General features: G+C 43.1%; 20 protein-coding genes and 5 tRNA genes. 11 read left to right on the forward strand and 14 right to left on the reverse strand.

The window, feature by feature from the left end:
• Nucleotide 1 precedes the first annotated feature (1 nt).
• The 3 genes from ACOQOE_RS02840 to ACOQOE_RS02850 all read right to left on the reverse strand — a co-directional run bounded on the left by ACOQOE_RS02840 (nucleotide 2) and on the right by ACOQOE_RS02850 (nucleotide 3,000).
• A complete protein-coding gene (locus tag ACOQOE_RS02840; RefSeq protein WP_067866603.1) occupies nucleotides 2–2,071 on the reverse strand; it encodes a TonB-dependent receptor plug domain-containing protein in 2,070 nt (689 codons plus the stop codon).
• A 166-nt stretch (nucleotides 2,072–2,237) separates the two neighbouring features.
• Nucleotides 2,238–2,606 carry a hypothetical protein gene (locus ACOQOE_RS02845; RefSeq protein ID WP_067866601.1) on the reverse strand — a complete coding sequence of 123 codons (369 nt, stop codon included), beginning with the start codon at nucleotides 2,604–2,606 and terminating at the stop codon, nucleotides 2,238–2,240.
• A 307-nt stretch (nucleotides 2,607–2,913) separates the two neighbouring features.
• Nucleotides 2,914–3,000: transfer RNA gene (locus ACOQOE_RS02850), tRNA-Leu, on the reverse strand.
• A 137-nt stretch (nucleotides 3,001–3,137) separates the two neighbouring features.
• On the opposite strand from ACOQOE_RS02850, the gene queA reads away from it, so the two are divergent.
• The 7 genes from queA to serB all read left to right on the forward strand — a co-directional run bounded on the left by queA (nucleotide 3,138) and on the right by serB (nucleotide 12,662).
• Nucleotides 3,138–4,190, forward strand: a complete 1,053-nt coding sequence (gene queA, locus ACOQOE_RS02855; protein ID WP_067866599.1) for a tRNA preQ1(34) S-adenosylmethionine ribosyltransferase-isomerase QueA — start codon at nucleotides 3,138–3,140, stop codon at nucleotides 4,188–4,190.
• 9 nt (nucleotides 4,191–4,199) lie between these two features.
• On the forward strand, nucleotides 4,200–5,339 hold the full coding sequence (gene tgt, locus ACOQOE_RS02860) for a tRNA guanosine(34) transglycosylase Tgt (RefSeq protein ID WP_075107949.1): 1,140 nt from the start codon (nucleotides 4,200–4,202) through the stop codon (nucleotides 5,337–5,339).
• Between the two features lie 52 nt (nucleotides 5,340–5,391).
• Nucleotides 5,392–5,724 carry a preprotein translocase subunit YajC gene (gene yajC, locus ACOQOE_RS02865; RefSeq protein ID WP_067866595.1) on the forward strand — a complete coding sequence of 111 codons (333 nt, stop codon included), beginning with the start codon at nucleotides 5,392–5,394 and terminating at the stop codon, nucleotides 5,722–5,724.
• Nucleotides 5,725–5,792: 68 nt separating this feature from the next.
• Nucleotides 5,793–7,646 carry a protein translocase subunit SecD gene (gene secD, locus ACOQOE_RS02870; RefSeq protein ID WP_067866593.1) on the forward strand — a complete coding sequence of 618 codons (1,854 nt, stop codon included), beginning with the start codon at nucleotides 5,793–5,795 and terminating at the stop codon, nucleotides 7,644–7,646.
• A gap of 10 nt (nucleotides 7,647–7,656) precedes the next feature.
• Nucleotides 7,657–8,577, forward strand: a complete 921-nt coding sequence (secF, locus tag ACOQOE_RS02875) for a protein translocase subunit SecF (protein WP_067866591.1) — start codon at nucleotides 7,657–7,659, stop codon at nucleotides 8,575–8,577.
• 137 nt (nucleotides 8,578–8,714) lie between these two features.
• Nucleotides 8,715–11,357: a ribonuclease R gene (gene rnr / locus ACOQOE_RS02880; RefSeq protein ID WP_067866589.1), complete on the forward strand. Its 2,643-nt coding sequence runs from the start codon at nucleotides 8,715–8,717 to the stop codon at nucleotides 11,355–11,357.
• Nucleotides 11,358–11,441: 84 nt separating this feature from the next.
• Nucleotides 11,442–12,662 carry a phosphoserine phosphatase SerB gene (gene serB, locus ACOQOE_RS02885; protein ID WP_067866587.1) on the forward strand — a complete coding sequence of 407 codons (1,221 nt, stop codon included), beginning with the start codon at nucleotides 11,442–11,444 and terminating at the stop codon, nucleotides 12,660–12,662.
• A 67-nt stretch (nucleotides 12,663–12,729) separates the two neighbouring features.
• Here serB and ACOQOE_RS02890 read toward each other — a convergent pair whose 3' ends face one another.
• From ACOQOE_RS02890 to ACOQOE_RS02940, 11 genes are all read right to left on the reverse strand, one after another.
• Nucleotides 12,730–14,871: an EAL domain-containing protein gene (locus ACOQOE_RS02890; protein ID WP_067866585.1), complete on the reverse strand. Its 2,142-nt coding sequence runs from the start codon at nucleotides 14,869–14,871 to the stop codon at nucleotides 12,730–12,732.
• A gap of 150 nt (nucleotides 14,872–15,021) precedes the next feature.
• Nucleotides 15,022–15,096: transfer RNA gene (locus ACOQOE_RS02895), tRNA-Gln, on the reverse strand.
• Between the two features lie 203 nt (nucleotides 15,097–15,299).
• Nucleotides 15,300–15,374, reverse strand: a tRNA-Gln gene (locus ACOQOE_RS02900).
• 15 nt (nucleotides 15,375–15,389) lie between these two features.
• Nucleotides 15,390–15,466 (reverse strand) — tRNA-Met (locus ACOQOE_RS02905).
• A 128-nt stretch (nucleotides 15,467–15,594) separates the two neighbouring features.
• Nucleotides 15,595–16,686 carry a redox-regulated ATPase YchF gene (gene ychF / locus ACOQOE_RS02910; protein WP_067866583.1) on the reverse strand — a complete coding sequence of 364 codons (1,092 nt, stop codon included), beginning with the start codon at nucleotides 16,684–16,686 and terminating at the stop codon, nucleotides 15,595–15,597.
• A gap of 22 nt (nucleotides 16,687–16,708) precedes the next feature.
• The gene (gene pth, locus ACOQOE_RS02915; protein WP_067866581.1) at nucleotides 16,709–17,299 is read right to left on the reverse strand and encodes an aminoacyl-tRNA hydrolase; all 591 of its coding nucleotides are present in this window, start codon (nucleotides 17,297–17,299) and stop codon (nucleotides 16,709–16,711) included.
• Nucleotides 17,300–17,322: 23 nt separating this feature from the next.
• On the reverse strand, nucleotides 17,323–17,913 hold the full coding sequence (locus tag ACOQOE_RS02920; protein WP_067866578.1) for a 50S ribosomal protein L25/general stress protein Ctc: 591 nt from the start codon (nucleotides 17,911–17,913) through the stop codon (nucleotides 17,323–17,325).
• Between the two features lie 126 nt (nucleotides 17,914–18,039).
• Entirely contained in the window at nucleotides 18,040–18,981 is a 942-nt protein-coding gene (locus ACOQOE_RS02925; RefSeq protein ID WP_067866576.1) for a ribose-phosphate pyrophosphokinase, read from the reverse strand.
• A 66-nt stretch (nucleotides 18,982–19,047) separates the two neighbouring features.
• Nucleotides 19,048–19,122 (reverse strand) — tRNA-Gln (locus ACOQOE_RS02930).
• A gap of 124 nt (nucleotides 19,123–19,246) precedes the next feature.
• Nucleotides 19,247–19,831 carry a lipoprotein insertase outer membrane protein LolB gene (gene lolB, locus ACOQOE_RS02935; RefSeq protein WP_067866573.1) on the reverse strand — a complete coding sequence of 195 codons (585 nt, stop codon included), beginning with the start codon at nucleotides 19,829–19,831 and terminating at the stop codon, nucleotides 19,247–19,249.
• A 35-nt stretch (nucleotides 19,832–19,866) separates the two neighbouring features.
• Complete coding sequence (locus ACOQOE_RS02940) at nucleotides 19,867–21,561, reverse strand: tetratricopeptide repeat protein (protein WP_067866571.1); 1,695 nt, start codon at nucleotides 21,559–21,561, stop codon at nucleotides 19,867–19,869.
• A 257-nt stretch (nucleotides 21,562–21,818) separates the two neighbouring features.
• Here ACOQOE_RS02940 and hemA point away from each other — a divergent pair, with 257 nt between their 5' ends.
• Genes hemA through ACOQOE_RS02960 form a run of 4 tightly spaced genes read left to right on the forward strand, consistent with a single transcriptional unit; the run spans nucleotide 21,819 to nucleotide 25,890 of the window.
• Complete coding sequence (hemA, locus tag ACOQOE_RS02945) at nucleotides 21,819–23,090, forward strand: glutamyl-tRNA reductase (protein ID WP_067866569.1); 1,272 nt, start codon at nucleotides 21,819–21,821, stop codon at nucleotides 23,088–23,090.
• On the forward strand, nucleotides 23,090–24,178 hold the full coding sequence (gene prfA, locus ACOQOE_RS02950; protein WP_420554847.1) for a peptide chain release factor 1: 1,089 nt from the start codon (nucleotides 23,090–23,092) through the stop codon (nucleotides 24,176–24,178). The genes hemA and prfA overlap by 1 nt, the downstream gene beginning before the upstream one ends.
• Before the next feature lie 58 nt (nucleotides 24,179–24,236).
• Nucleotides 24,237–25,070 carry a peptide chain release factor N(5)-glutamine methyltransferase gene (gene prmC, locus ACOQOE_RS02955; RefSeq protein WP_067866565.1) on the forward strand — a complete coding sequence of 278 codons (834 nt, stop codon included), beginning with the start codon at nucleotides 24,237–24,239 and terminating at the stop codon, nucleotides 25,068–25,070.
• Between the two features lie 34 nt (nucleotides 25,071–25,104).
• Nucleotides 25,105–25,890 carry a molybdopterin-synthase adenylyltransferase MoeB gene (locus ACOQOE_RS02960; protein ID WP_420554848.1) on the forward strand — a complete coding sequence of 262 codons (786 nt, stop codon included), beginning with the start codon at nucleotides 25,105–25,107 and terminating at the stop codon, nucleotides 25,888–25,890.
• The last annotated feature ends 10 nt before the right edge of the window (nucleotides 25,891–25,900 follow it).

A 25,900-nucleotide genomic window follows, 5' to 3' on the forward strand; every position in this document is an offset into this window, starting at 1 on the left:
ATTAAAAGTCTAATTGAAGTTGGATATAGGCTCTGCGGTCAAAAATATTAAATTCGTAAAAATCCTCATAAGGATCATCAAAAAGATTCTGAATAATAATGCGTGTGCTTAATACGGTATTTTTTAACCTAAATGAATCACTAAGTATTAAATCAGTTCGGCGATACTGCTCTCTGTGACTACCTTCAAGCCAATTTACTTTAGACATGTAGTATTGAGCTGCGCTAATGGATAAGGTGTTCGTTGCTTTCCATTCTGCAAGAAGTGCTGCAGTATGCATCGGGGTTCTATCATCTAAAGAATCTATGTCCCTACCATCACCACGATCACGTTCTCCTTTTGTATTAATATAACTATAGTTTGTTAGTACTGAGAAGTTTGGGTGAGGCTGAAGTTTGAATTGAAACTCTGCACCTAAGTTTTTCCAATTCATGGTATTTTTTACGGTCCGGTACCCGTCGTCAACATCATCAGCCACTGATGCATTTAGGTAATAGCTAGTTAATGCATTATCAATCTTCTCAGTGAATACTCGTATATCTAAAAAGCTGCCCGTTTCTTTCCATTGATGAAAGTAGCCTAGTTCATAGGAGGTTAATTTTTCCGGTTCTAAATCTGGGTTAGGCATGCTAACTATGTCGTAATACCCTCCACTATTATTAAGAAAGGCCGACTGGCCATTTTTTTCTAGTAATGAAGGGGTTCTATAGGCTTTAGTAATGGATGTACGCAGGGTTGAGCTTGGAGTAAGGGAATAGTTAACGGCCATACGAGGTGAAAAAACTGAGCTAGTTATACTCGTTGTTTCGAACATACCGCCAAGATTAATTGCTAACCTTTCAGCTGGTTTCCATTGTAGGTTACCAAATAAACGCCATTTATCTTCAGTAACGGTACCTTGATTGACTAAGAGTGTGTCACTTTTTGCAGATTCACTTCTGTAGCCTAAGCCCCAAATAGTGGAAATATTAGAATTTGGATTGTAGCGATGCTCAAGCTCCAAGTCATAAAGGTGCATTGTGCCATGTTCTGAGCCTAGAGGTTGCTGTGTCCCTGCAATACTTCCCAAATTATTAAAGTTTAAATTAATTAATTGTTGCGCACTTTGGATATCAATTTTTTCTATATGGGAAATAGCAGATGCTGCGCTGGTAAATTCTTCTTCTAAGTCTAAATAGTTATGAGTAAAGCGGATTCCTAACTCATTTTCATCATCTAATATTCGATTCCAGCGAATATGTTGAAAGTTTGAGTTATGTTTGCGGGGTGAGAAGTTATTATCAATATTGTCGCCTTGGCCTAAATAGATAAAGCCATTACTAAATCCAAGGTTGAATTCAACGGTATCTGAAAAGGATGGGGTATAAGTGCCCGAAATATTCACTACACGATTAAGGTAGTCGTCATCATAAATATTGTAGCCATCGTTCTCTTCAAAATGGGTTGATAACCTATAGGCGACAGAATCGGATGTTTCACTGTGTGAAAAATGATATTTCTGAGTATTCATCGCCCCTTGAGTTGTACTAATTTGATTGTTTTGGTCAGCAATAGGGCTTTTAGTTACTATGTTGATAGCCCCTAAAAAGGCATTAGAACCATAAGTTGGGGCATTAGAGCCGCGAACGACTTCAATATAATCTATATCTTGAACGGTTATACCGATGGTTTCCCAAGCAACAGTAGATAGTAGCGGTAGGTAGACAGAATGCCCATTGATCATCACTTCCATACGGCCTGGATGATCATCAGACATGCCGTGATAGGTTGCAGCAGAGCGGTTAGCGCTGACATTGTAGCTTTGCATACCTGGGACCATGCGCAGCACATCGGTAATTTTCAGCGCACCCATCGCACGTATATCTTTTTGCGACAATAGAGTAATGGATGCCGGGGCTTCCGTTAATTTTTGAGTTTGCCTTGTTGCAGAAAAAACTTGTGGGATATCAATGAAGATATCCTCTTCAGTAAATTCAGGAAGTGGAGTGCTTTCTTGGGCTTCAGCTACCAAAATCAAAGAAGGTAGTAGAATGCTAAATAAAGCTGTTTTTACTGCCCGTATTAGATTCATTGTTATTTTCTTTTGTCCCATAGACGCTGCTCTCAGGCGCTCGATGTTTCATGGCACCTTAAGTATTTTTTGTTTTTATATTTTTCGGCCGATATAAATAATAATTATACCCATGATGATTGCTTCAAGGATAAAACCATTGTTTTCTAGTATCCAAGCCATATACCTAGTGTCTTTTTGAAGCCTGTAGTAAGGACATATTACCGTATAATGTATCTGAGAGTAACTTCTTGAAAGTATAAGGTAGATAGGGTGTCATTTTCACCGTATCGTGTGTTTGGATGAACCATAAAGCGCCTTTTCTTTGTATGTCATTACAATATAGTTGAGCTATTTCGTTAAGGCGTGCGCCGCTGTATGCAAGCATCTTACAGACCAGTCTATTGTGATTTTTAAAGTGTGTGTTTTCAGGGTTAAATGAAGCGGTATTTCTGTATGCTTCTTTTTGAGCTTCTGTCAGTAATCCTTCTTTGTCTATTCCTTCTTTATGCCCGGTGAAGGTTTCACGGAATAGGGAGGTGAGTCGCTGGCGCACTTCTGATTTCTATAGGTAACAAGCACCGCTAAAACACCGGTTTCGTATGGGCATCGACTATACATGGACAAGCGAACACTGCGATAGGCGCCATTACCTGTGATGTTAAAGCGGTAATGATATACGTCGTCAGGTTAGCGGTAGAGGTGTGTCGATTGTTCTATAGAGTTTTTTGAAATGAAGGCATGAATAGTTGTCCTCGTGACAATAAGGAGAGACAGCAAAGCTAACAAGAGAAAAATGATTTCTTTATGAGGTACGTAGCGCAAGGGCTCTAAGAGCTCCTGTACGCATTGTTCTTGTAAGATGGTACCAGCGGCCGGACTCGAACCGGCACGTCCTTGCGGACAAGGGATTTTGAATCCCTCATGTCTACCAATTTCATCACGCTGGCACAAAAGAGAGGCGTATTATAGAAATCTGAGCGCTTTCGTCAATCAATACTGATGAAAAACTGAAAAAAAGTCTTCTTTCCGTTACAATCCGCGCCCTCTGACTACATTTTCAACTCTAATGTGAAGAATTCTCTGCATGCAGGTAAAAGATTTTTATTTTGAGCTTCCTGAAGAGCTTATTGCAAGCTTTCCGCTAAAGGAACGCAGCGCTAGCCGGTTATTATCTTTAAATGGTGATAGTGGCGAGCTGAAGCACGGTGAGTTTCGAGACGTGCTGCAATTTATACAACCTGGGGATCTGATGGTCTTTAATGATACTCGTGTTATCCCCGCGCGCTTATTTGGCCAGAAAGCTTCAGGTGGACGTGTTGAGGTGCTTGTTGAACGGGTTTTAGATAGTAAGCGTGCACTTACTCATATTCGATCTAGCCGTTCGCCTAAGCCCGGCTCTCATTTGATGCTTGATGGTGGTATTGAAGCCGAGATGGTTGCACGACATGAAAACCTGTTTGAACTTCGGTTTTTGGTTGATGGCAGCCTCATTGATCTGTTGGAAGAGCATGGACATATGCCTTTGCCTCCCTATATGAAACGGGAAGATCAACTATCAGATAGGGAACGTTACCAAACGGTTTATAACCGGAAGCCCGGAGCGGTTGCAGCACCTACCGCCGGTTTGCATTTTGATGATCAGCTATTGGCTGATCTGGAGGCTAAAGGTGTTAAGCAGGCTTTCGTGACGTTGCACGTTGGTGCGGGAACTTTTCAGCCGGTCAAAGTAGATAACATTGATGAGCATGTTATGCACTCTGAATATATTGAAGTGAGTGCAGAGGTTTGTGAATTAGTGCGAGAAACAAGGGCTAATGGTGGGCGTGTTATCGCAGTGGGTACAACCAGTGTACGTAGTTTAGAAAGTGCTAGCCAAAAGGGGGAGGTTGAACCTTTTTTTGGAGACAGTGATATTTTTATCTTTCCGGGGTACGAGTTCAAATCAGTTGATGCAATGATCACCAACTTCCATCTTTCTGAATCGACCTTATTGATGTTAGTGAGCGCTTTCTCTGGTTATGAACATATTAAAAAGGCTTACCAAGAGGCGGTTGAACAGCGCTACCGTTTCTTTAGTTATGGGGACGCTATGTATTTAACACGACAATCAGATTCGCAATCGGAACTGCAAAGTTAAGAGGTAATGATGACTAGACAATGTTTTATGCAGTTTGAAAAGATTGCTGAAGATGGAAAAGCGCGACGCGCCCGTTTGCAGTTTCCTAGAGGAACGATTGAAACTCCTGCATTTATGCCTGTGGGTACTTATGGCACAGTAAAAGGGATGACACCTAGAGATATAGAGGCAACAGGTGCTCAGATTATTCTAGGTAATACTTTCCATCTGATGCTTCGTCCAGGCACCGAGATTATTAAACAGCACGGCGACCTGCATGACTTTATGCAGTGGAAAGGGCCTATCTTGACTGACTCCGGCGGTTTTCAGGTTTTTAGTTTAGGTAAAATGCGAAAAATTACTGAAGAGGGGGTTACTTTTCAGTCTCCTGTAAACGGCTCAAAAGTGTTTATGGGGCCGGAAGAATCCATGCAGGTACAGCGTGATTTGGGTTCCGATATCGTTATGATATTTGACGAGTGTACGCCTTATCCTGCCACGGAATTGGAAGCCGCAGAATCAATGCGCCTTTCTATGCGTTGGGCTAAACGTTCAAAAGATGCTCATGGTGATAGTCCTTCCGCGTTGTTTGGTATTGTGCAAGGCGGAATGTATCCGAATTTACGTGACGAGTCCCTGAAGGGGTTGGAAGAGATCGATTTCGATGGTTACGCTATTGGTGGTCTTTCTGTAGGTGAGCCTAAAGGCGAGATGGTTAAAGTACTTGATCATCTTGCGCATAAAATGCCGGCTAACAAGCCCCGTTATTTGATGGGGGTAGGCAAGCCCGAAGATATAGTTGAAGCAGTGCGTCGCGGTGTAGATATGTTTGATTGTGTGATGCCTACACGTAATGCGCGTAATGGCTTTCTATTCACTGATACAGGCGTAGTTAAAATAAGAAACTCAGTTCACAAAACAGATACAGGCCCCTTAGATCCTACTTGTGATTGCTATACCTGCCAAAATTTTAGTCGAGCTTATCTGCATCATTTAGATAAGTGTAAAGAAATATTAGGTGCTCAACTCAATACTATCCACAACCTGCATTATTATCAGGTACTTATGGCTGGATTGCGTCAAGCCATTGAACAGGGTAAATTGAGCGACTTTGTGGATGAATTTTATAGTAAGCGAGGCCTTGAAACTCCTCAGCTTGACTCCATATAGATTTAATAGTTTATAACGATAATATTTATATTTTACTTTTTAGGAGTAACGAATGAGCTTCTTTATCTCTCCAGCTTTTGCTGAAGGTGCTGCCGGTGCCCCAATGGAATCTGGTATGTTCAATATTTTGTTTTTAGTGGGCTTTGGTCTTATTTTTTACTTCTTTATGTGGCGCCCACAGGCTAAGCGTGCAAAAGAGCATAAAGAGCTATTGAACGGCATTAGCAAAGGCGATGAAGTGATCACTGCTGGTGGCGTCTTGGGCAAAGTAGTTAATTTAAATGATGACTATGTTGTTCTTGAAGTATGTGAAGGCACGGAATTAACGTTCCAGAAATCACATGTATCAGCGGCTCTGCCAAAAGGCACTCTTAAGAGCATTTAAGCTAATTCACAGACACCGTTACCTAAATAGGTCACGGTGTTTCTGTTTCTAATTGGGAAAGGGCACCCATGCTCAATCGATACCCCCTCTGGAAAAATCTTCTTATTCTATTTGTTTTGGTTTTTGGCGGTTTATATGCAGCGCCTAACCTGTACCCGGATGACTATGCAGTACAGTTGACCGGTAGTAGAGATGTTTTCCAAGTTGATCAGGTTTTATTAGATAAAGTTACCGCTTCGCTTGAAAGTGAAGGTGTTGCTTTTAAATCTTCAGAACTTAGCAAAAATGCTGGTCTGATTCGTTTTGCAACGGGCGATGATCAGTTAAAGGCTAAAGACGTTATTAGTAAAACAGTTGGCGATGATTATATTGTCGCTTTGAATTTGGCACCTACAACACCCGATTGGCTCACATCTATGGGAGCAGGCCCAATGAAGCTGGGCTTGGATCTTCGTGGCGGTGTGCACTTTTTACTTGAAGTTGATTTACCTAAAGCTGTCGCTCAAAAGCTTGAGAATTATGCGTCTGAGATTAAAGGCCGTTTGCGTGAAGAGAAACTGCGTTATCGGAAGATGGATAGCTTAGATGATGGTGGATTAGCTGTTAAATTTACCTCTGCTGAGTATCGCGATAGCTCAATCGATTTATTGCGTAAGGAATATTCTGAATTTGTTGTTTCAAGTGAAGACCGTGATGGTGATTTTTACACAGTCATTAATCTGACAGAACAAGCTGTACGTGATATTGAAACGTATGCAATTAAACAGAACTTAACAACACTGCGTAATCGTGTGAATGAGCTGGGCGTAGCGGAACCATTGGTTCAGCGTCAAGGCCGGAACCGTATTGTTGTTCAACTTCCAGGTATTCAGGATACCGCAGCGGCGAAACGAATTATTGGTAAAACAGCAACGCTGGAATTCCGTTTAGAGGCGAAAGGCGGGGCAAGTTCTGCGCGTACAGAAGTGTATGAGTTTAGAAGTGACCTTGGCCGTAAAGCAACACTTGAAAAAGATATCATCATTAAAGGTGATAATGTTGCTAATGCGCAGTCGTCATTTGATGAAAATGGTCAGCCTCAAGTTAACATTACGCTGGATTCTAAAGGTGGTGAGCTTATGGCTCGCACCACTAAAAATGCAGTTCAACGTCGTATGGCTGTTTTATTCGTAGAGGATAAAGAGCGTACGGTTTATAAAAGTATTGAGGGTGAGCAGGTTGCTGAAACTGTTCGCTATCAAGAGAAAGGGATTATCTCTTTAGCGACGATTCAATCTGTACTGGGTAATCAGTTCAGAATCACGGGGCTTGATGGCGCTGGAGAGTCTTCTGAATTAGCTTTATTACTTCGAGCGGGTGCGCTTGCTGCGCCTATCTACTTTGTAGAGGAACGTACAGTCGGGCCTAGCTTGGGTGCGCAGAATATCGAGATGGGTGTGATGTCGGTTCAGATCGGTTTAGCACTTGTGCTTATCTTTATGCTTATCTATTACCGAGTGTTTGGTTTGCTGGCTAATATCGCTTTGACGTTTAACTTAGTCTTATTGGTTGCCATTATGTCTATGTTATCGGCAACACTAACGCTACCAGGTATAGCCGGTATCGTGCTTACAGTCGGTATGGCGGTGGATGCCAACGTGTTGATTTTTGCACGTATTAAAGAGGAGCTAGCGAACGGTTTACCACCTCAATCCGCAATTAGCTCTGGGTTTGGTCGAGCGTTTACGACTATTTTGGATGCCAATATCACCACACTACTTGCTGCGGTTATCTTATTTGCGATGGGTACAGGGCCAGTTAAAGGTTTTGCGATCACTCTGTCTGTGGGTATTTTAACCTCTATGTTTACAGCCATTTTTGTTACCCGTGCGTTGGTTAACCTTACTTATGGCAATCGTCAGCTCACTAAGCTGTCTATTTGAGGGTCTGATGATGTCTACATATAAAATATATAACTTCATGGGGCTGCGTAAAGTAGCCGCGTTTTTCTCCATTGCTATGCTGGTTGTGTCTATTGGCGCTTTAGCCGTAAATGGCCTTAAGTTTGGCTTGGACTTTACCGGCGGTAGTTTGGTTGAAATTGGTTATGAGCAGCCAGCGGATCTGAACAAAATACGTGATCAGTTAAAAGTAGTTGGTTACAACGATGCGGTTGTACAAACCTTTGGTTCACCTACCGATATACTAATTCGTTTGGGGCAGGATCATGATCCTAAGCTGGGCGATAAAGTACTTGCGGCACTGCAAGATGGCGAAACACAAACGCTAACATTACGTCGTAATGAATTTGTTGGCGCTCAGGTAGGTGAAGAGCTGCGTGAACAAGGTGGTTTAGGCATGTTGCTGGCCTTGTTTATGATCATGGTTTATGTGGCTTTTCGTTTCCAGCTTAAGTTTTCTATCGGTGCTGTTGCTGCATTAGCGCATGACGTATTGATTGTTCTGGGTTTCTTTGCCCTGTTTAAACTTGATTTTGACTTAACCGTACTGGCTGCGATCCTAGCGGTTATCGGTTATTCGCTTAACGATACTATTGTTGTCTCTGACCGCATTCGTGAAAACTTCCGCAAGATGCGTAAGGAAAGTGCAGTTGAGATAATGAATGTATCGTTGAGTCAGACGCTTGGACGTACAGTGGTGACCTCAATGACCACTTTGCTGGTGCTTGTTGCATTAGCTGTGTTTGGTGGTGAGATGATACATGGGTTTGCTGTTGCCTTACTGGTTGGTGTATTTGTGGGTACTTATTCATCTATTTATGTCGCAGCTAATGTGCTGATGGCTATGAATGTATGTAAAGAAGATCTCATGCCGCCAGAGGAGAAAGAGCAGGAGATTGATGATCGTCCTTAATCCTTTCAAAAAGCCGGCAAAAACGCCGGCTTTTTTATCTTTTCTGCTATCTTATATCCATGTTTTTGGCTTTTTATAAGGCATGGTATGCTTTTACTGATTAAGGCCTTTTTGATTATATTTGCTTTGAGAACTCTATGAGTAACGATTGGACTAAAAATGACCCTCAGGCCGCATTAGAAGCGGAGAAATATAATAATCCCGTACCTAGTCGGGATTTTATGTTGCAGTTTATGCAGGAGAGGGGCGCGCCCGTAGGACACGCTCAACTGTGTGATGAGATGGGGGTTAAGGATGAGGAAAGTCGTGATGCAGTATTCTTTCGTTTAAAGGCAATGTGTCGAGATGGGCAGTTGATGACCAATCGACGCAATGAATTTGCCTTGATGGATAAAATGTCTTTTATCAAAGGGCGCGTGATTGGTCATAGAGATGGTTTTGGCTTTGTGAAACCTGAAGATGGCAGTGATGATCTGAAGTTGAGCCCTCGACAGATGCGCCAAGTCTTTGATGGGGATCAGGTCCTAGTTCAAGAAATAAACGTTGACTTTAAAGGGCGAAGAGAAGGCAAAATTATTGAGGTGCTGGCGCGTAATACGCGTAAGCTTGTTGGGCGCTTTAGTGGGCAAGAGGGTTTTGGTTATCTGCGCCCAGAAAATCAACGTATTACCCAAGAGATTATGATTGTTCCTGACCCAGAAAACCCAGCTCTTTATAAAGATGGCCAGCTGGTGGTTGCTGAGTTGATCAGTCAGCCGGGTAAAAGAGATCTTCCTAAAGCGCGAGTTGTTGAGGTGTTGGGTGATCATTTAGCACCAGGTATGGAGATAACAGTTGCTATCCATAACTATGAAATTCCTCATGAGTGGCCTGATCAGGTTCGTCAAGAAATTGGTGAGCTCTCAGCCGAAGTGGAAGAAAATGCCAAGTTAAATCGAGTTGATTTGCGAGATCTTCCTTTAGTGACGATCGATGGCGAAGATGCTAAAGATTTTGATGACGCGGTTTATGCTGAGAAGAAAGCGTCAGGAGGGTGGCGTTTATGGGTCGCCATCGCTGATGTCTCTTGGTACGTGCGACCAGGAACAGAGTTAGATAAAGAGGCTTTTCAACGAGCAAATTCTACCTATTTTCCAGAATTTGTTGTGCCTATGTTACCTGAACTGCTTTCCAACGGCCTTTGCTCATTAAACCCTGCGGTAGACCGCTTGGCTATGGTGTGTGAGATGACCATTAGTGAGAAAGGTGTTCTGTCGGGTTATAAATTTTATGAAGCGGTTATCTGCTCTCATGCACGGCTGACTTATACAAAAGTAGGCAAAATGTTGATGGAACCCGATGAGGGTGAGTCCAAACAACTACGTGCAGAGTATGCCAACGTTGTACCGCACCTTGAAGATCTTTATAGCCTTTATTTTTCCTTGCGTAGGGCACGTGATATTCGGGGGGCGATTGACTTTGAAACAACCGAAACCCGAATGATCTTTGGTGAGAATCGTAAGATAGAGGAGATTATCCCTGTTCATCGTAATGATGCTCATAAGTTAATTGAAGAGTGTATGTTGTGTGCAAACGTAGCAACAGCTCGCTTCTTCAATAAATTAGATATCCCAGCTATCTATCGTGTACATGAAGGTCCTAAAGAGAAGAAACTAGAAAATCTTAGAGCATATTTAGGCGAGTTAGGGCTTAACTTAGCAGGTGGGGATAAGCCTGAACCTAAACATTACCAAGAACTGGCAGAATGGATTGAAGAGCGGCCAGACCGCCATTTGATTCAAACTATGATGCTGCGATCTATGCGCCAAGCGGTTTATAGTCCAGATAATCAAGGTCATTTCGGTTTGGCATATCCTGCTTATACTCATTTTACCTCGCCTATTCGTCGTTACCCTGATCTACTTGTTCATCGATTGATTCGATCAGCGATACACTCGAATAGAGAAAACACCTCTATTCGTCGACCTGAAGGGTTTGTTCCAAATCCTGAGCTTGTTTGTTCCTATAATATGGAACAGCTGTTGGAGTTAGGGGAACACTGTTCTATGACTGAACGCCGTTCGGATGATGCGACCAGAGATGTTGTTGCATGGCTGAAGTGTGAATATATGCAGGAGCATGTAGGGGATGAATATGAAGGTGTTATCGCCGCGGTTACTGGTTTCGGTGTATTTGTAGAGTTAGATGATTTATTTGTTGAAGGGCTTGTACATATAACAGCTCTTCCGGGTGATTATTATGTGTTTGATCAAGCGAAGCAGCGTTTAGTTGGCGAGCGGACACGTAAAACCTTTAAATTGGGTGATCGTTTAAACGTTAAAGTTGTACGTGTTGACCTCGATGAACGTAAGATCGATTTTGAGCTTGCTGATCAGCAACGAGAAAAGAAAAAGACCACCCGTGAACTATTGGCTGAAGGGAAGATAGGGGATCAGACCAGTGAAGGGAAGTTGCCTGGACAGCGCAATGAATGGGGTAATCGTCCGATGAAAAGTGGCGATGATAAGTCCCATCCTCGTAAAGGATCTCAGCGGGCAGCGCTTGCGAAGTCACGTAGAAAAAATACGTCTTCTGATGACAGTGGGCCTAAAAGGCGAATTGCTACTAATAAAAGCAAGCCTTCAGCTAAAAATGCATTGTCGCCCGCCGAGCAAGAGCTAATGGCTTTTAATGGTGGTGAGAAAGGGAAAAGTAAGAAAGCCAAAAAAAGAAAAGTAGCCGCTAAGCCGAAGCTCAAAGGTAAGCAAAAAGGCCTTAAGGTTAAGCAAGAAAAAAGATAACGACGTTGCAATGATGTAATAGGCCCTGCATAAGGGCTTTGTTATAATCAGCGCCAATATGAGATTCCACTGGAACCGCTTTTGATGAAAGAGATTATTCTGCTTAATATCTCGGGTGAGGATAAGCCTGGGGTTACCTCTGCTATTACTTCTATACTTGCTCAATTTCAGATCAATATCTTAGACATAGGTCAGGCGGTTATTCATGACACTTTGTCGCTAGGTATTTTGATTGAAGTACCCAAAGCCGCTGAATCCTCGCCTTTGCTAAGAGATATTCTGTTTAAGGCTCATGAGCTAAATATGAATATCCGATTTCAACCGGTAGAAGAGAGTCATTATGAAACTTGGGTTGAGGGGCAGGGGAAATCACGTCATATTATTACCTTGCTGTCGCGTAAGCTGAGTTCGGTTCAAATAGCGCGGGTGACAGATATCGCGGCCCAGCATAGCCTTAATATTGATAATATAAGCCGCCTTTCTGGACGTATCAGTTTAAGTGATAGTTGTGAGCAAACAAAAGCTTGTGTTGAGTTTTCTGTTCGAGGTGCGCCAGCTGATGCGGCAAAGTTAAGATCAGAGTTCTTAACCGCTGCGAGTGATCTTGATGTAGATATCGCCTTCCAGGAGGATAATATCTATCGTCGTAACCGCCGTTTAGTTGTGTTTGATATGGATTCAACGTTGATCGAAGCAGAAGTGATCGATGAGTTAGCCAAAGAAGCGGGTGTCGGTACTCAAGTTGCTGAGATTACTGAAGCAGCAATGCGTGGAGAGATTGACTTTAACGAAAGCTTCCGCCGCCGTATGGCGTTGTTGAAGGGGCTTGATGTATCTGTGTTAGAAGCTATAGCTGAACGTTTACCTATGACTGAAGGTGCTGAAGAGTTAGTTTCGAACTTAAAAGTGCTAGGTTTTAAAACGGCGATCCTATCGGGCGGTTTTACCTATTTTGCATCTCGTTTACAGGATAAGCTGGGCTTTGACTATGTTTATGCGAATGAGCTTGATATTGATGAGACGGGTAAAGTAACTGGCGAAGTTAAAGGCGCCATTGTTAATGGCGAGCGCAAAGCTGAGCTACTTCGTGAAATTGCGCAGAAAGAAGGTATTCGTTTAGAGCAGACTATTGCCGTTGGTGATGGAGCGAATGACCTGCCTATGCTCTCTATCGCGGGTTTAGGTATAGCTTTTCGTGCTAAGCCTCTAGTTCGAGAGAGCGCAAAGCAAGCCATTTCTACCTTAGGCTTAGATGGTATTTTGTATCTTATTGGTTTCCGTGACCGAGATACGCTGCAAGAGTAAGACGTATACCTATCAAAAAACAGCCCTCACTGGGCTGTTTTTGTATATAGAGTCTTCCGTTTCAGAGCTACTGTTCGGCGAAAAAATCATAATCCATTTTTTCTTTCGGTGGTTGTAAATAATTACCCTGTACGTAATCGACACCGGCTTTCCATAATGATGCCATGACTTTTGTATCTTCTACTTGTGGCGCAATAGATATTTTACCGAGGCTTCCTAACTGCTGGATTAGGCTATAGAACTGTTCATCGAGTTCCGGTGTATTGTTGAGGTCTTGTGTATAAGATGCATCAAGTTTGACGAAATCAGAGTGCACCATAGAGAGTATGTCGTTGGCATTGAGTGCGTTGCCAAAATGCTTAATACAGACCCTGCAATGAATTTTTTGTAGCTTCTCCGTAAAAGCTTGCGCTTGGCGAGGTGAAATAGCTATATCGGATTCACTAATTTGGAAAACCAATCGCTCTGCTGGAATATTATTTTTTCTAAGTACACCGGATAGCCAAGTAAGTAATTTTGTATCACTTAATACGTGTGCGGATATATTGATAAAGAGTGTGTTTTTGACTTTTTGATTAAGTGATCTCTTAAGCTGAATGAGGCTATGTTCAATTACCCAACGATCAACCTTTATTGATGCTTCGGAATCTTCAACAGTGGTCATAAAATCACCAGGCGTCAGTATATTTTGCTCATCATCCAGTAAGCGCAGCAAGACTTCATAGTACTGCTCATTGTGATCATCAGAGGTGAGATTCACTATAGGTTGGTAGAGTAACCTGAATTTCTGTTGGTCGATTAAAGAGCGAATTTTTTCGTACTCATCATCTTTCTCTTCAATAATGGCTGCTTGAGGGATATGTAGTTTAACGCCATTCCCATTGCCTTTTTCTTTTCTAAGGTCAGCAATTGCCATTTTCGCACGATTTAATAATTCATCTTGAGGGGGAGTGCTGTCGTTAATGACAGTGATGCCTATAGAGCAGGTTGATTGTACCTCCATGCCCGATATAGTCGCACAGGTTTTTGCTATGCACTGGCATAGCTTTTTAGCAAAGGCTTCGGCTTTCTCTACATGCGGGTCTTTGAAGATGATTACAAAGGCGCTTTCTTCTGGATGTGTTAGTAAATGAGCTTTGTTAACTTTTTTGTGTAGAAGCGCTGAGATATCGCGTATTAGCTGATCGCTTCCTTCATGGCCGCGCTTTTCTTTAATTTGTTGGAGCTGATCAAGCTCTATGTAGAGTAAAGAGCAATCATTGCCACCACGTTGCGCTCTTTGGGTTATCTGCTCGAGTTGTTTGTTGAGATGGCTCTTATTGAATAACCCGGAGATGTAGTCGAGATCTTCGTTTAGCAGACCACCTACATGGTGGTCATCAACTCGGAATAAGACGCGAAGAAGAGGTTTCTCGTGACGCTCTATCATGGATAGCTCTATATTTGCTATGAATTCTGTCCGGTCGCTTCTCTGAACATTGAGCTGTAACTCTGTTTCGTTCAGATGTTGGGTTTTCATATTATTTAACTGCTCGGTAAATTTTTTCTGATCCTCAAAGTTCAGGAAATCAGTCAAAGGCTTGCCTTCTACTTGCTCGTTGCTTTCAAAGCCAAAGAGATCAAGAAAGCTTTCATTGATGCAAACTAGTGTGCCTTGATCGCAGCATGCAATTGCGTTTTTCGAGCTGAGCATTAGTTTTTCTGCTCGTTTTTCTGCTTCTGCCAATGAGGCTTCGGCAGCTCGTAATCGACGGCGGTTATCAAGATTATCCAGTTCACGTCTAATGTTGATTAGTACCAATTCTTTTTCATCTAAAGGTACAACTGCTTGTATATGATTTTTTAAGCCTTGCAGGAGTAACTGACTGTCGGAGCTAGGAATTATCTGTATAACAGGAATATCTTTATCTAGGCGTTTCAAATGGCTGATAGCTTGTTTTGAAGTGAATTCGCCACGATCTATAGTACATAGAATTAGATCCCAAGATCGCTCGCTGAGAGCGCTGAGAAATTCTGTTTCATTATTTACCTGTTTACCACGGGGAGATATTCTCGATGTACGTAGCAGCGTTATAAGTGGTGCTGTTTCTTCGGCAGATAAGCCTAAGAAAAGGAGTTGTACATTACGTCTCAAGCGTTGTTTACGGGGCGGATTCGTACCATATTGTTCCAGCGTTGTGCTGTCATCGACTTCAATAACCTGAGACATGTGTGCTTAAGCTCCAGAATTTAATTCCTTTAAAATCTTCAGCCCATCAATATGAGCATCGTTAAATATATCCGGTTTATTTGTTGTTGTCAGGTTTCTAAAGCAGATAGGGAAGGAAATTATAGATGGCTTTGATTGAAGTCTAATAAATGGCTGGGGTAGGAGGATTCGAACCTCCGCATGACGAGATCAAAACCCGTTGCCTTACCGCTTGGCTATACCCCAAAAAGGATAGAATTCACAGCTTATCTTTAGGGGGCAATCTATAAAGATTAACAACTAAAGCGATTTTTATGCTGAAAAAGTCTACATGTAGAAGATGGTAGTTTTAAACTGACCGAAGGTTTAAGCAGAACTAAAATTACATAGTTTAACTAATATTCGTTAATGCCATTTTTGATTAACGTGAACAGTTAGTGCCTAAATAGTGGCTGGGGTAGGAGGATTCGAACCTCCGCATGACGAGATCAAAACCCGTTGCCTTACCGCTTGGCTATACCCCAGCATTATCTGAAACATGGTGGCAATAGCGGGACTCGAACCTGCGACCCTCGCATTATGAATGCGATGCTCTAACCAACTGAGCTATATTGCCAACGCTTCAGAGGCGCGCATTATTCGCTTTTTAGGTTTATCTGTCAATAGGTTATCTAGGAAAAAAACAGAAAAAAATGAATAAAAAAAGCCGACAATGAGTGTCGGCTTTTTTTGGTGATTTTTTGTTCAGACGTTAAAACGGAAATGGACAACATCACCATCTTGAACAATATAGTCTTTACCTTCTAAGCGCCATTTCCCAGCATCTTTTGCGCCGTTTTCGCCATTGAACTCAATAAAGTGCTCATAGCTAACAACCTCGGCGCGGATAAAGCCTTTTTCAAAGTCGGTATGGATAACCCCCGCGGCTTGAGGTGCTGTTGCGCCGACTTTAACCGTCCAAGCGCGAACCTCTTTTACGCCTGCGGTAAAGTAGGTTTGCAGACCTAGTAGGTTGTAGCCTTCTCGGATAACACGGTCTAATCCAGGCTCTTCCATACCAAGGTCTTCAAGAAACTCGTTACGTTCTTCGTCATCTAATTCTGAAATTTCAGCTTCGAGTTTGTTGCAGACAACCACAACACCCGCTTGTTCTGTCGCGGCTAACTCACGAACTTTATCTAGATGAGGGTTGTCTTCAAAGCCATCTTCATCAACATTGGCAATATACATTGTTGGTTTGACGGTTAGCATATGGAAAGTCTTTGCGATGGCCATCTCATCATCGTTTAGACCTAAAGATCGAACAGGTAACCCCTCTTCTAGATGCGGGATCAAGCGTTCTAGAATAGTTTTTTGTGCGACAGCCTCCTTATCGCCACCTTTAGCTGCTTTTTGTATACGTTGTAATTGTTTCTCTGCAGAGTCTAAATCAGCTAAAGCGAGTTCAAGGTTGATAATTTCTATGTCAGCGAGGGGATCGATGCGGTTAGCGACATGGATAACATTATCGTCTTCAAAGCAGCGCACTACATGTGCAATGGCATCGGTTTCACGGATGTTAGCTAAAAACTTATTACCTAGCCCTTCGCCTTTTGATGCACCTGCTACGAGCCCTGCAATATCTACAAATTCCATAGTTGTTGGTAGAACACGCTCAGGGTTAACGATTGTCGCTAATTTGTCTAAACGAGGATCGGGCATTGCTACGGTACCGGCATTTGGCTCGATAGTGCAAAATGGGAAATTCTCGGCGGCAATACCGTTTTTGGTTAGCGCATTAAAAAGTGTAGATTTGCCTACGTTAGGCAGGCCAACAATACCGCATTTAAAACCCATGATTGATTCCTGTTAGTTGAAACTAGCTGGCTGAAAAGCTATGTAACTGGTTCATTGCTTTGGCCCAGTCGCCGGTAATGGCTAACTCCAAATGACGTTCTGCTTCATCTATTGCTGTTAGAGTTGCATCGCGTTCTTTTGCTGGAGCTTTATTTAATACAAACCCACTTACTTGGCTGCTATGGCCGGGATGGCCTATTCCAATACGTAAGCGGTAGAAATTCTTATTATTGCCAAGTTTACTAATAATATCTCGTAAACCGTTATGTCCACCATGTCCGCCGCCTAATTTAAAGCGAGCAATGCCTGGGGGCAGGTCAAGTTCGTCATGGGCGACTAAAATTGATTCAGGTGGGATTTTAAAAAAGTTTGCTAATGCTGAAACGGATTGGCCGCTCAAATTCATAAAGGTTGTAGGTACGAGTAAATGTACAATTGAACCATTAATATTAGCTTTAGCGTAAAGCCCATGATATTTCTTTTCGGGCTTTAGGGGAGTGAGATGTCGAGCAGCAAGCTGCTCGACAAACTCTGCACCAGCATTGTGACGAGTTTGTGCATATTTATCGCCAGGATTACCGAGGCCAACAATTAGCTGAATCTTGTCTTTCATGCTAGTGCATTGTTACCGGTAAATTACTTGTTGCCGCGAGGCGCGTAAATGTAACCGATACCTTGATCATGATCACCGCCACGACGAAGAGATACGATCTCAACACCTGCAGGCAAAGTGATGTCTGATAAGTGAAGTACTTTGTCTGTTTCGCAATCAGATAGGTCAACTACCAAACTTTCTGGTAGATCTGTTGCTAGGCAAATAATTTCAACTGTGTTTTTCTCAGATGCAAATTTGCAAGCTGCTTTAGATGCAGGTGATTTTTCAAAGTTGATAAATTCAACAGGAACAGTGATTTTGATCGCGCTGGATTTAGTTACACGCTGAAAGTCAGCATGTAGTACAACAGGTTTAGCAGGGTGACGCTGTAGATCTTTTAGGATCACTTGCTCATCTTTGCCATCTAGTTTTAGTGTAACAATGGATGAGTAGAAAGCATCGTCTGCTAGTAGCTTAATTAGCTCGTTATTTGGCATTGCGATGGCTGTTGGCTTTTTACGCTTATCACCACCGTAAACAATACCAGGAACAAGACCTGTGCGACGTAGGCGGCGGCTCGCACCTTTCCCTTCATCTTCACGTGCTACTGCATTTACTTCAAAGTTAGACATTTTAATACCTTTAAATAAACAAACTGCAAAACCTTGCGACCAAGTTTTGCAGTATTTGGCCCTTATGGGCAATATGCTCGCCGCTTCGTGGCGAGCGCTGTATCAGCGATTGTTGTAAGTGTTACCTTAGCGGAACATTGCGCTGATAGATTCTTCGTTACAAACACGGCGAACGGCTTCTGCAAGCAGTGGCGCGAGTGTTAGCTGGCGAATTTTACTGCAGCCAGCGGCTGCTTCAGAAAGAGGGATTGTGTCAGTGACAACAAATTCATCTAAATCTGAGTTGGTGATATTGCTAACAGCAGGACCGGAAAGAACTGCGTGAGTCGCGTAAGCAACTACGCGTGCTGCACCGTTTGCTTTCAGCGCTTTAGCTGCTTTACACAGCGTGCCTGCGGTATCGCACATGTCATCGACAAGTACGCAGGTACGGCCTTCAACATCACCTATAATATTCATAACTTGTGATTCATTTGCACGCTCACGACGTTTGTCGATAATGGCAAGATCACAATCAAGTTGTTTAGCAACCGCTCTGGCGCGTACTACACCGCCTACGTCTGGCGAAACAACCATTATATTGTCGTATTCTTGGTCAACGATATCATCCAGTAGTACAGGTGAACCGTAAACGTTATCCACAGGAACACTAAAGAATCCCTGAATCTGGTCTGCATGGAGATCAACCGTAAGAACGCGGTCGATACCAATAGCATCCATCATGTCTGCAACCACTTTTGCTGTGATAGGTACACGAGCAGAGCGGGGGCGACGATCTTGGCGGGCGTAACCAAAGTAAGGTACAACCGCTGTAATACGTGAAGCTGATGCCCGGCGAAGAGCATCCGCAAGTACAATCAGTTCCATTAGATTGTCGTTCGTTGGCGCGCAGGTAGATTGTATAATAAAAACATCTTTACCTCGGACGTTTTCTTGAATCTCAACGCTTACTTCGCCATCACTAAAACGACCAACATTTGCTTTACCCATAGGGATATCAAGGCGATCAACTACTTTTCGCGCAAGTTCCGGGTTAGCATTGCCGGTGAAGACCATCATCTTGGACACGGCGTGCACCTTTTCGATTGTAATTTGTTCGGAATCTATAGATTGGGAACCGTTCATAGGCTTTTTTGGCTGGGGTAGGAGGATTCGAACCTCCGCATACTGGTATCAGAAACCAGTGCCTTACCGCTTGGCGATACCCCAACATTTTCCTCTTGGAGGACCGGCCTCCCATTGAAAGAGGCGCAGATTATCTAGGATTGGCTTTTTAATGTCAAACCTTAGAGGCGCTTAGAGGTTAATATTCCTTATCGTTTTACTTTGGATCTTATTGTTTGATCCAGCTATTAATGATGACCGTTATTTTTAGATCATTTCTGGATAGGCTTAGCTTGTTTGGCAGCGCGGGATTTAGGTTGTTATAGCGTAGATACTGAATCTCCCATCCGTCCTGCTGTAGTGCTTTAAGGCGGTTGTCTTCAAGATGATGAGTATAAGGTTTTTCTGGTGAAGGTAAGCCCCGTATCCACCAGTAAATATCGCTGATGGGCAGATCCCAGCCTAGTTTCTCATATAATATTTGTTCTGGATTGGCTCCCCTGTATTGTTTGTCACCAGATACGTCAACGGTAACAGCCCCAGGTTTACCTTCGATTGAGGCCCCTCCTTGTCCCCAAGGGCCATGTATATCAATTTGGTAAGTTTGCGCTATCTGTAGCCATTTGAGGCTGGCTGTTTGGTTGTCGTTAGCTGTGCGAATGCCAACTTTGCCGCTTAGTTCCCAGTTTAAATATTGTTTCAAAAGGGTTTGATGCTCACCCCAAGATAGGTTGGGAGAGAGTGGTTGAGTTTTTTGTAAACTACAACCGGCTAAATATAAGCAGCAGAAGGCAAAGAATAAGTTTTTATACATATAGGTTTTGATATCTGTCAGTTAAGCAGTGCAAATTATTGAGTATCAATAGCTTGCATTGCTTCATCTAAAAAGGGGTTGCCTGGGTTTTCTTTATGAGCGGATTCGAGCAGTGTTTTTGCTTTATCTTTTTGATCGGTTGCCCAGTAAACTTGAATGAGATGGCTAGATACTTCAGGGTCTGAATATAACGCGTGAGCTTTTTCCAGATAAGGTAGTGCTTCTTGTGAACGCCCCATCTTATGTAACACCCAACCCATAGAATCTAAAATAGCTGGGTCTTCGGGTTCTATGTTAAGGGCGGCTTGGATTAATTGATGTGCTTCTGTAAATCGATCGGTATGTAAAAGTAGAGTATAGCCAAGCGCATTGAGTGCGGTCGCATTATCGGGGTCTAGGGTGAGTACTTGACGTAAATCTTTCTCAGCTTGTGGAAAGTTGGTTGATTCAATCATCATCGCACGTGTGTAGAGTAGTGTGGTGTTGTCTGGCGTTATGCTTAAGGCATCTTCAATTAAGGTAAATGCTTCATCGCTATAGTTGTGGAGGTTTAGCCATTCAGCTTCTATGGTAAATATTTGAGTTGCCTGGCTAGGTAGTGAAGCACGTGCATCCTTTAGAATTTGTTGGACTTGTGCCTTATTTTGGTCGCTTTCTAGTAGCGCGACTGCTCGTGTTAATGCTTGTAAAATATTTGGGCCTTCTTTTACCGAAATATAGTGCTCAATTGCCTGTTTGTTATTCTTTTGAGCTTGTGCAATATGGCCTAGATAGAAGTGGGGTGAGCTATCGTTCTCTTCGATAATTAAAAGGTGTTTAAACGCTTTTTGTGCAGTTGTTAATTGCTCATTTTCAAGTAAAAGTAGCGCTAAATAATAGGTAAGCTGTTTATCTCTAATATTTTTATCTAAAAGTGATTCTGCTTGCTGAGTGGCTTCTTGGATATGGTTTGTCTGGAATAATAGCTGCGTATAGAGAATGTTAAGTTGTTTGTTTTCGGGTTGCTGCTTGAAAGCCGACTTAATCATTGTGAGTGCACCGTCTAAATCTTTTTCTAAGCGCAGTAGTTCAGCTTTTTGTATTAATGCTTCAGGATTTTCCGGATTAATATCGAGTGCTTGATTAAACGAAGCAAGGGCCTGTCCTGTTTGGTTTGATGCTTTGTAAAGTAAAGCTAAAGTAAGTGCTAAATCAGAGCGAGGTTTGTGGCTCTTTTTATATGCTTCGAGCATTGAGATGTAGCCGCTGCTCGTTTGGCTGTTTATGTTTTCACTTTGGTTACGAATGAGCGCTAAAGTGCGAAGGGCGTCGTAGTCTAATGCTTTTTGAATTAATGGGAGCGCATCTTCGTATTTGCCTTTATGTAACAGCATAGAGGCTTCTATTTGGTATGGCTCTGGGTTTTCGGGTGAAATCTCACGCCATAGCCGCGCACTGCTGAGAATTTCATCGCTATCTCTTAGGTACTGAGCAATGCGTGTTGCTCGCTCTGCCACCGCTGGGTCACGCGTTTTTTGGGCTTGTACTGAATAGTTATCTAACGCGAGTGGGAATAATCGTCGTTGCCCTGCGATTTCGGCCAGTAAAAGATCGTAAAGTGATTCCCGGTTAAATTCCCCCGGAACGTAGATTGCGGGTTCTGATGCTAATGTTTGCTTCGGTGCTGGATTGCTCTGGCAGCCTTGCAGAATAAGCAATGAGACAGTAATAAATATAAAAGATCTATTCATTGAAAAATGCACTTAATGTTTAGGCCATCACTATGATTGTTTGATCACTATAGTTGAATCAGTAACAGCTTGTCAGCTACTTGAAGCGGTTTTCCTTAGTATTAATACGCTATTTCTGACAATAACTTCCTATAAATGTTCAGTGGTGTTTTAACCTTTGGGGCAAAGCGTTGTATCATAGCGCGCTTATTGGGGTTAGTTACCATTAGCCTGTTGTAACTTTGTATATATGGCTGTGGGTAGTAGTGGCGGAAAAAATGGCTTTATTAGCATTAGGCATCAATCATAAAACAGCACCGGTTGAGGTGCGTGAACGCGTTGCGTTTGCGCCTGAACTATTATCGGATGCGATGCTGGCTGCTCGGGATTTTGCATGTCTTAAAGAGATTGCTATTCTTTCAACTTGTAATCGCACTGAGTTGTATTGCTCTGCTGGTATAGAGGGAAGTCGTGCTTTATTAGAATGGCTAGGTGAATATCACAACCTTGATTCTAATGAATTGCAGAAGTGTTCTTATGCATTCTGGGATGAAGAGGCTGCGCGGCATATGATGAGAGTCGCCAGTGGGTTAGATTCTTTAGTGCTAGGTGAACCTCAAATATTAGGCCAACTGAAATCAGCTTATAGTCTTTCTCAAGAGCATGGCCATGTAGGTGCGGAACTTGGACGTTTGTTCCAGCAAACATTCTCTATTGCTAAACAAGTACGTACCGATACAGCGATAGGTGAAAACCCAGTTTCAGTTGCTTATGCTGCTGTGAGCTTAGCGCAACATATATTTGCAAACCTAAATAATAGCAAGGCTTTATTGATCGGTGCTGGAGAAACGATTGAGCTGGTGGCTCGTCACCTTTCTCAGGCGGGCGTTAAAAATATTACTGTTGCTAACCGTACCTTAAGTCGGGCGTTATCTTTAGCTGAAGAGTTTGAAGGTCAGGCAATTTTGCTTGGTGATATACCTGATGCCTTGGCTGAAGCGGATATAGTTATCTCTTCAACCGCAAGTCAGTTGCCTATTTTAGGGAAAGGCGCGGTTGAGGCTGCCCTTAAACGGCGTAAACATCGCCCTATTTTTATGGTAGATATTGCGGTTCCACGAGATATAGAAACTCAAGTTTCGGAATTGGACGATGTCTATTTATATACAGTCGATGATTTAAAAGAGGTTATTGAAGAAAACCAGCGTAGCCGTGAGAATGCGGCTCGCCAAGCTGAAGAGATTGTTGAAAGTGGTGCTCATGAGTTTATGAGCCAACTTCGCTCTTTGGAGGCTGTTGATCTATTAACTGCTTTTCGGGGTCAAGCGGAAGCAGTGCGTGATCAGGAATTAGAAAAAGCGCTTAAGCAACTAGCGAGCGGGAAGCCGGCTGACGAAGTATTGCAGATGTTGGCGCGCGGATTAACAAATAAGTTGCTCCATCATCCGACGATTCAGATGCGTAAAGCAAGTGCTGAAGGTCGTACTGATCTATTGGATCTTGTGCAGGAGCTGCATCAGATCGGTGATCCATTTAAAAACGAGAAATAATGAAAGAATCAATCGTAAGTAAGCTCGAAAAACTCAGCGATCGTTATGAAGAGCTTGCGGCTTTGCTGTCAGATGCTGAAGTTATTACTGATCAAAATAAATTTCGTGATTACTCTAAAGAGTATTCGGAGCTTGAGCCTGTAGTTCAGGGGTTTGCTGCTTATAATCAAGCCGTTGAAGATATGGTCGAAGCGGAAGCTATGATGAATGATAGCGACCCAGATATGCGTGAGATGGGGAAGGAAGAGTACCCAGAGGTTAAAGCGCGCATTGAAAAGTTAGAGTCTGAGTTAGAAGTACTGTTGCTGCCAAAAGATCCAAACGATTCGCGTAACGTGTTTTTAGAAGTGCGAGCGGGAACCGGTGGTGACGAGGCAGCTATCTTTGCGGGTGACCTTTTTCGTATGTACTCCCGTTTTGCTGAAGTGCAAGGTTGGCGCGCTGAAGTTGTCAGTGTTAATGAAGGCGATCATGGCGGTTATAAAGAGGTTATATCGCGGATTGTTGGCACCGATGTTTATTCTAAATTGAAATTTGAATCAGGTGCGCATCGTGTGCAAAGGGTTCCTGAAACTGAATCTCAAGGCCGTGTGCACACCTCCGCTTGTACTGTTGCAGTAATGCCTGAAATGGATGAGTCTGCAGAGATAGAGATCAATAAAGGTGACCTCCGTGTAGATACGTTCCGCGCATCAGGTTCGGGAGGCCAGCACGTCAATAAAACGGATTCTGCTATTCGTTTAACACATATACCGACGGGTGTAGTTGTTGAATGTCAGGAGGAGCGTTCGCAGCATAAGAACCGTGCAAAAGCTATGTCACTGCTTGCGTCTCGTTTACAGGCGGCGGAAGATGAACGTAATGCGGCAGAGATGGCGAGTACGCGTAAAGGTCTAGTGGGGAGTGGAGATCGTTCGGAACGTATCCGTACCTATAATTATCCACAAGGTCGAGTAACGGATCATCGCATTAATCTCACACTTTATAAGCTGCAAGAAATTATCGGTGGTGAGTTACAACATGTAGTTGAACCTTTGCTGCAAGAGTACCAAGCCGAGCAGCTCGGGGCTCTGTCAGAAGAAAGTTAAATGTTAAGGGCCGTTACGGCCCTTTTCTTTATCTTAGTTTTTTAAAAAATGTGGTTTTATGCAGATCCAACAAGCGCTTGCGCTGTATTCACAACTAGAAGGTAAGTCAGAATCCGCGGCGTTGGATGTTGAATTGATGCTCTGTTCTTTGTTGGGCAAGCCCCGTAGTTATTTTTTCACCTGGCCAGAAAAAGAGCTTCCTCAAACGATCGCTGCTCAACTAGAAGTAATGATTCAGCGCCGCAGTAATGGCGAGCCGGTTGCTCATATCTTGGGCACGCGAGGTTTTTGGGAGTTTGATCTTGAGGTTTCTCCCTACACATTAATTCCGCGTCCTGACACTGAGGTACTAGTTGAGCAGGTATTGGCGCTTGATCTTCCTTCTTCTGCCCGTGTCGCTGATTTAGGCACAGGAACGGGGGCTATTGCATTGGCTTTAGCTTGGGAGCGGCCTGAGTGGGAAATCGTAGCATCGGACTATGTGGCGGAAGCTGTGGCGCTTGCTAAACGAAATAGGGATAAGCTTAAGCTGCATAATGTGAGCTTACTGCAAGGTAGTTGGTTTGAGCCTCATTCAGGGAGGTATGATCTAATTGTTAGTAATCCTCCTTATATAGATCCGAATGACCCTCATTTACTGCAGGGTGATGTGCGTTTTGAGCCTTTATCAGCACTGATTGCTGATAAAAAGGGGATGGCTGATATTGAGTTGATTGGCGATCAGGCGCGTGACTTTCTTTGTGAAGGTGGTTTTTTGTTGTTTGAGCATGGTTATGATCAAGGGGAAAACTGCCGAGCGCTTCTGAATGGTTTAGGTTATGAAAAAGTGGAAACTCTTCGTGACTATGGCAATAATGAACGCGTAACTTTAGGGCAGTGGATAAAGTGCTGATACCTATAAATAAAAGCATTGTTGGAGAGCTCTAATGCTGAGTGATGAGCAGCTATTACGTTACAGTCGTCAAATAATGTTGCCTGATGTGGATATTAATGGTCAGGAAACATGGTTGAATTCAACGGTTTTGATTGTCGGCCTAGGTGGGTTGGGTAGTCCTGTTGCTATGTATCTTGCTGCCGCGGGTGTAGGGGAGCTGGTTCTGCTTGATGATGATGAGGTTGAGCTTTCTAATTTGCAGCGCCAAGTTATTCATAACAGTAAACGGATTGGTCAGCCTAAAGTGGATTCCGCTCGTAATACGATCGCCTCGTTGAATCCTGATGTTCGGGTGAAGAGCATCTATGAGCGTCTTGATGAAAGCGCGCTCCAGCGTTTAATCGCTACGGTTGATCTAGTGGTCGACTGCACGGATAATTTTACGACGCGTTTTGCTATTAATCGTGCATGCTTTCGGCATAAAAAGCCGCTTGTTTCTGGAGCGGCTATTCGTCTGGAGGGGCAGGTTGCTGTCTATGATCCTCTCAAGTTGGAATCTCCCTGTTATCAATGTCTTTATACAGAAGGAAGTGATGAGGCGTTAACTTGTTCAGAGTCTGGAGTGCTATCACCATTAGTAGGGATTATTGGTTCTATTCAGGCAATGGAGGCTTTGAAAGTGCTTGCCTCTGTAGGTGAGAGTTTAGCTGGCCGTTTGATGTTGCTGGATGCGAAATCAATGGAGTGGCGAACGCTAAAGTTGCGGAAAGATCCGCATTGTTCTGTGTGCTCTCCGGCAGCGATGGCAACTCATGAGAATGATCACCGTGGACAATGATTGGTCTGCA

It is taken from the genome of Neptuniibacter marinus (genome assembly GCF_965223595.1).
GTDB lineage: Bacteria > Pseudomonadota > Gammaproteobacteria > Pseudomonadales > Balneatricaceae > Neptuniibacter > Neptuniibacter marinus.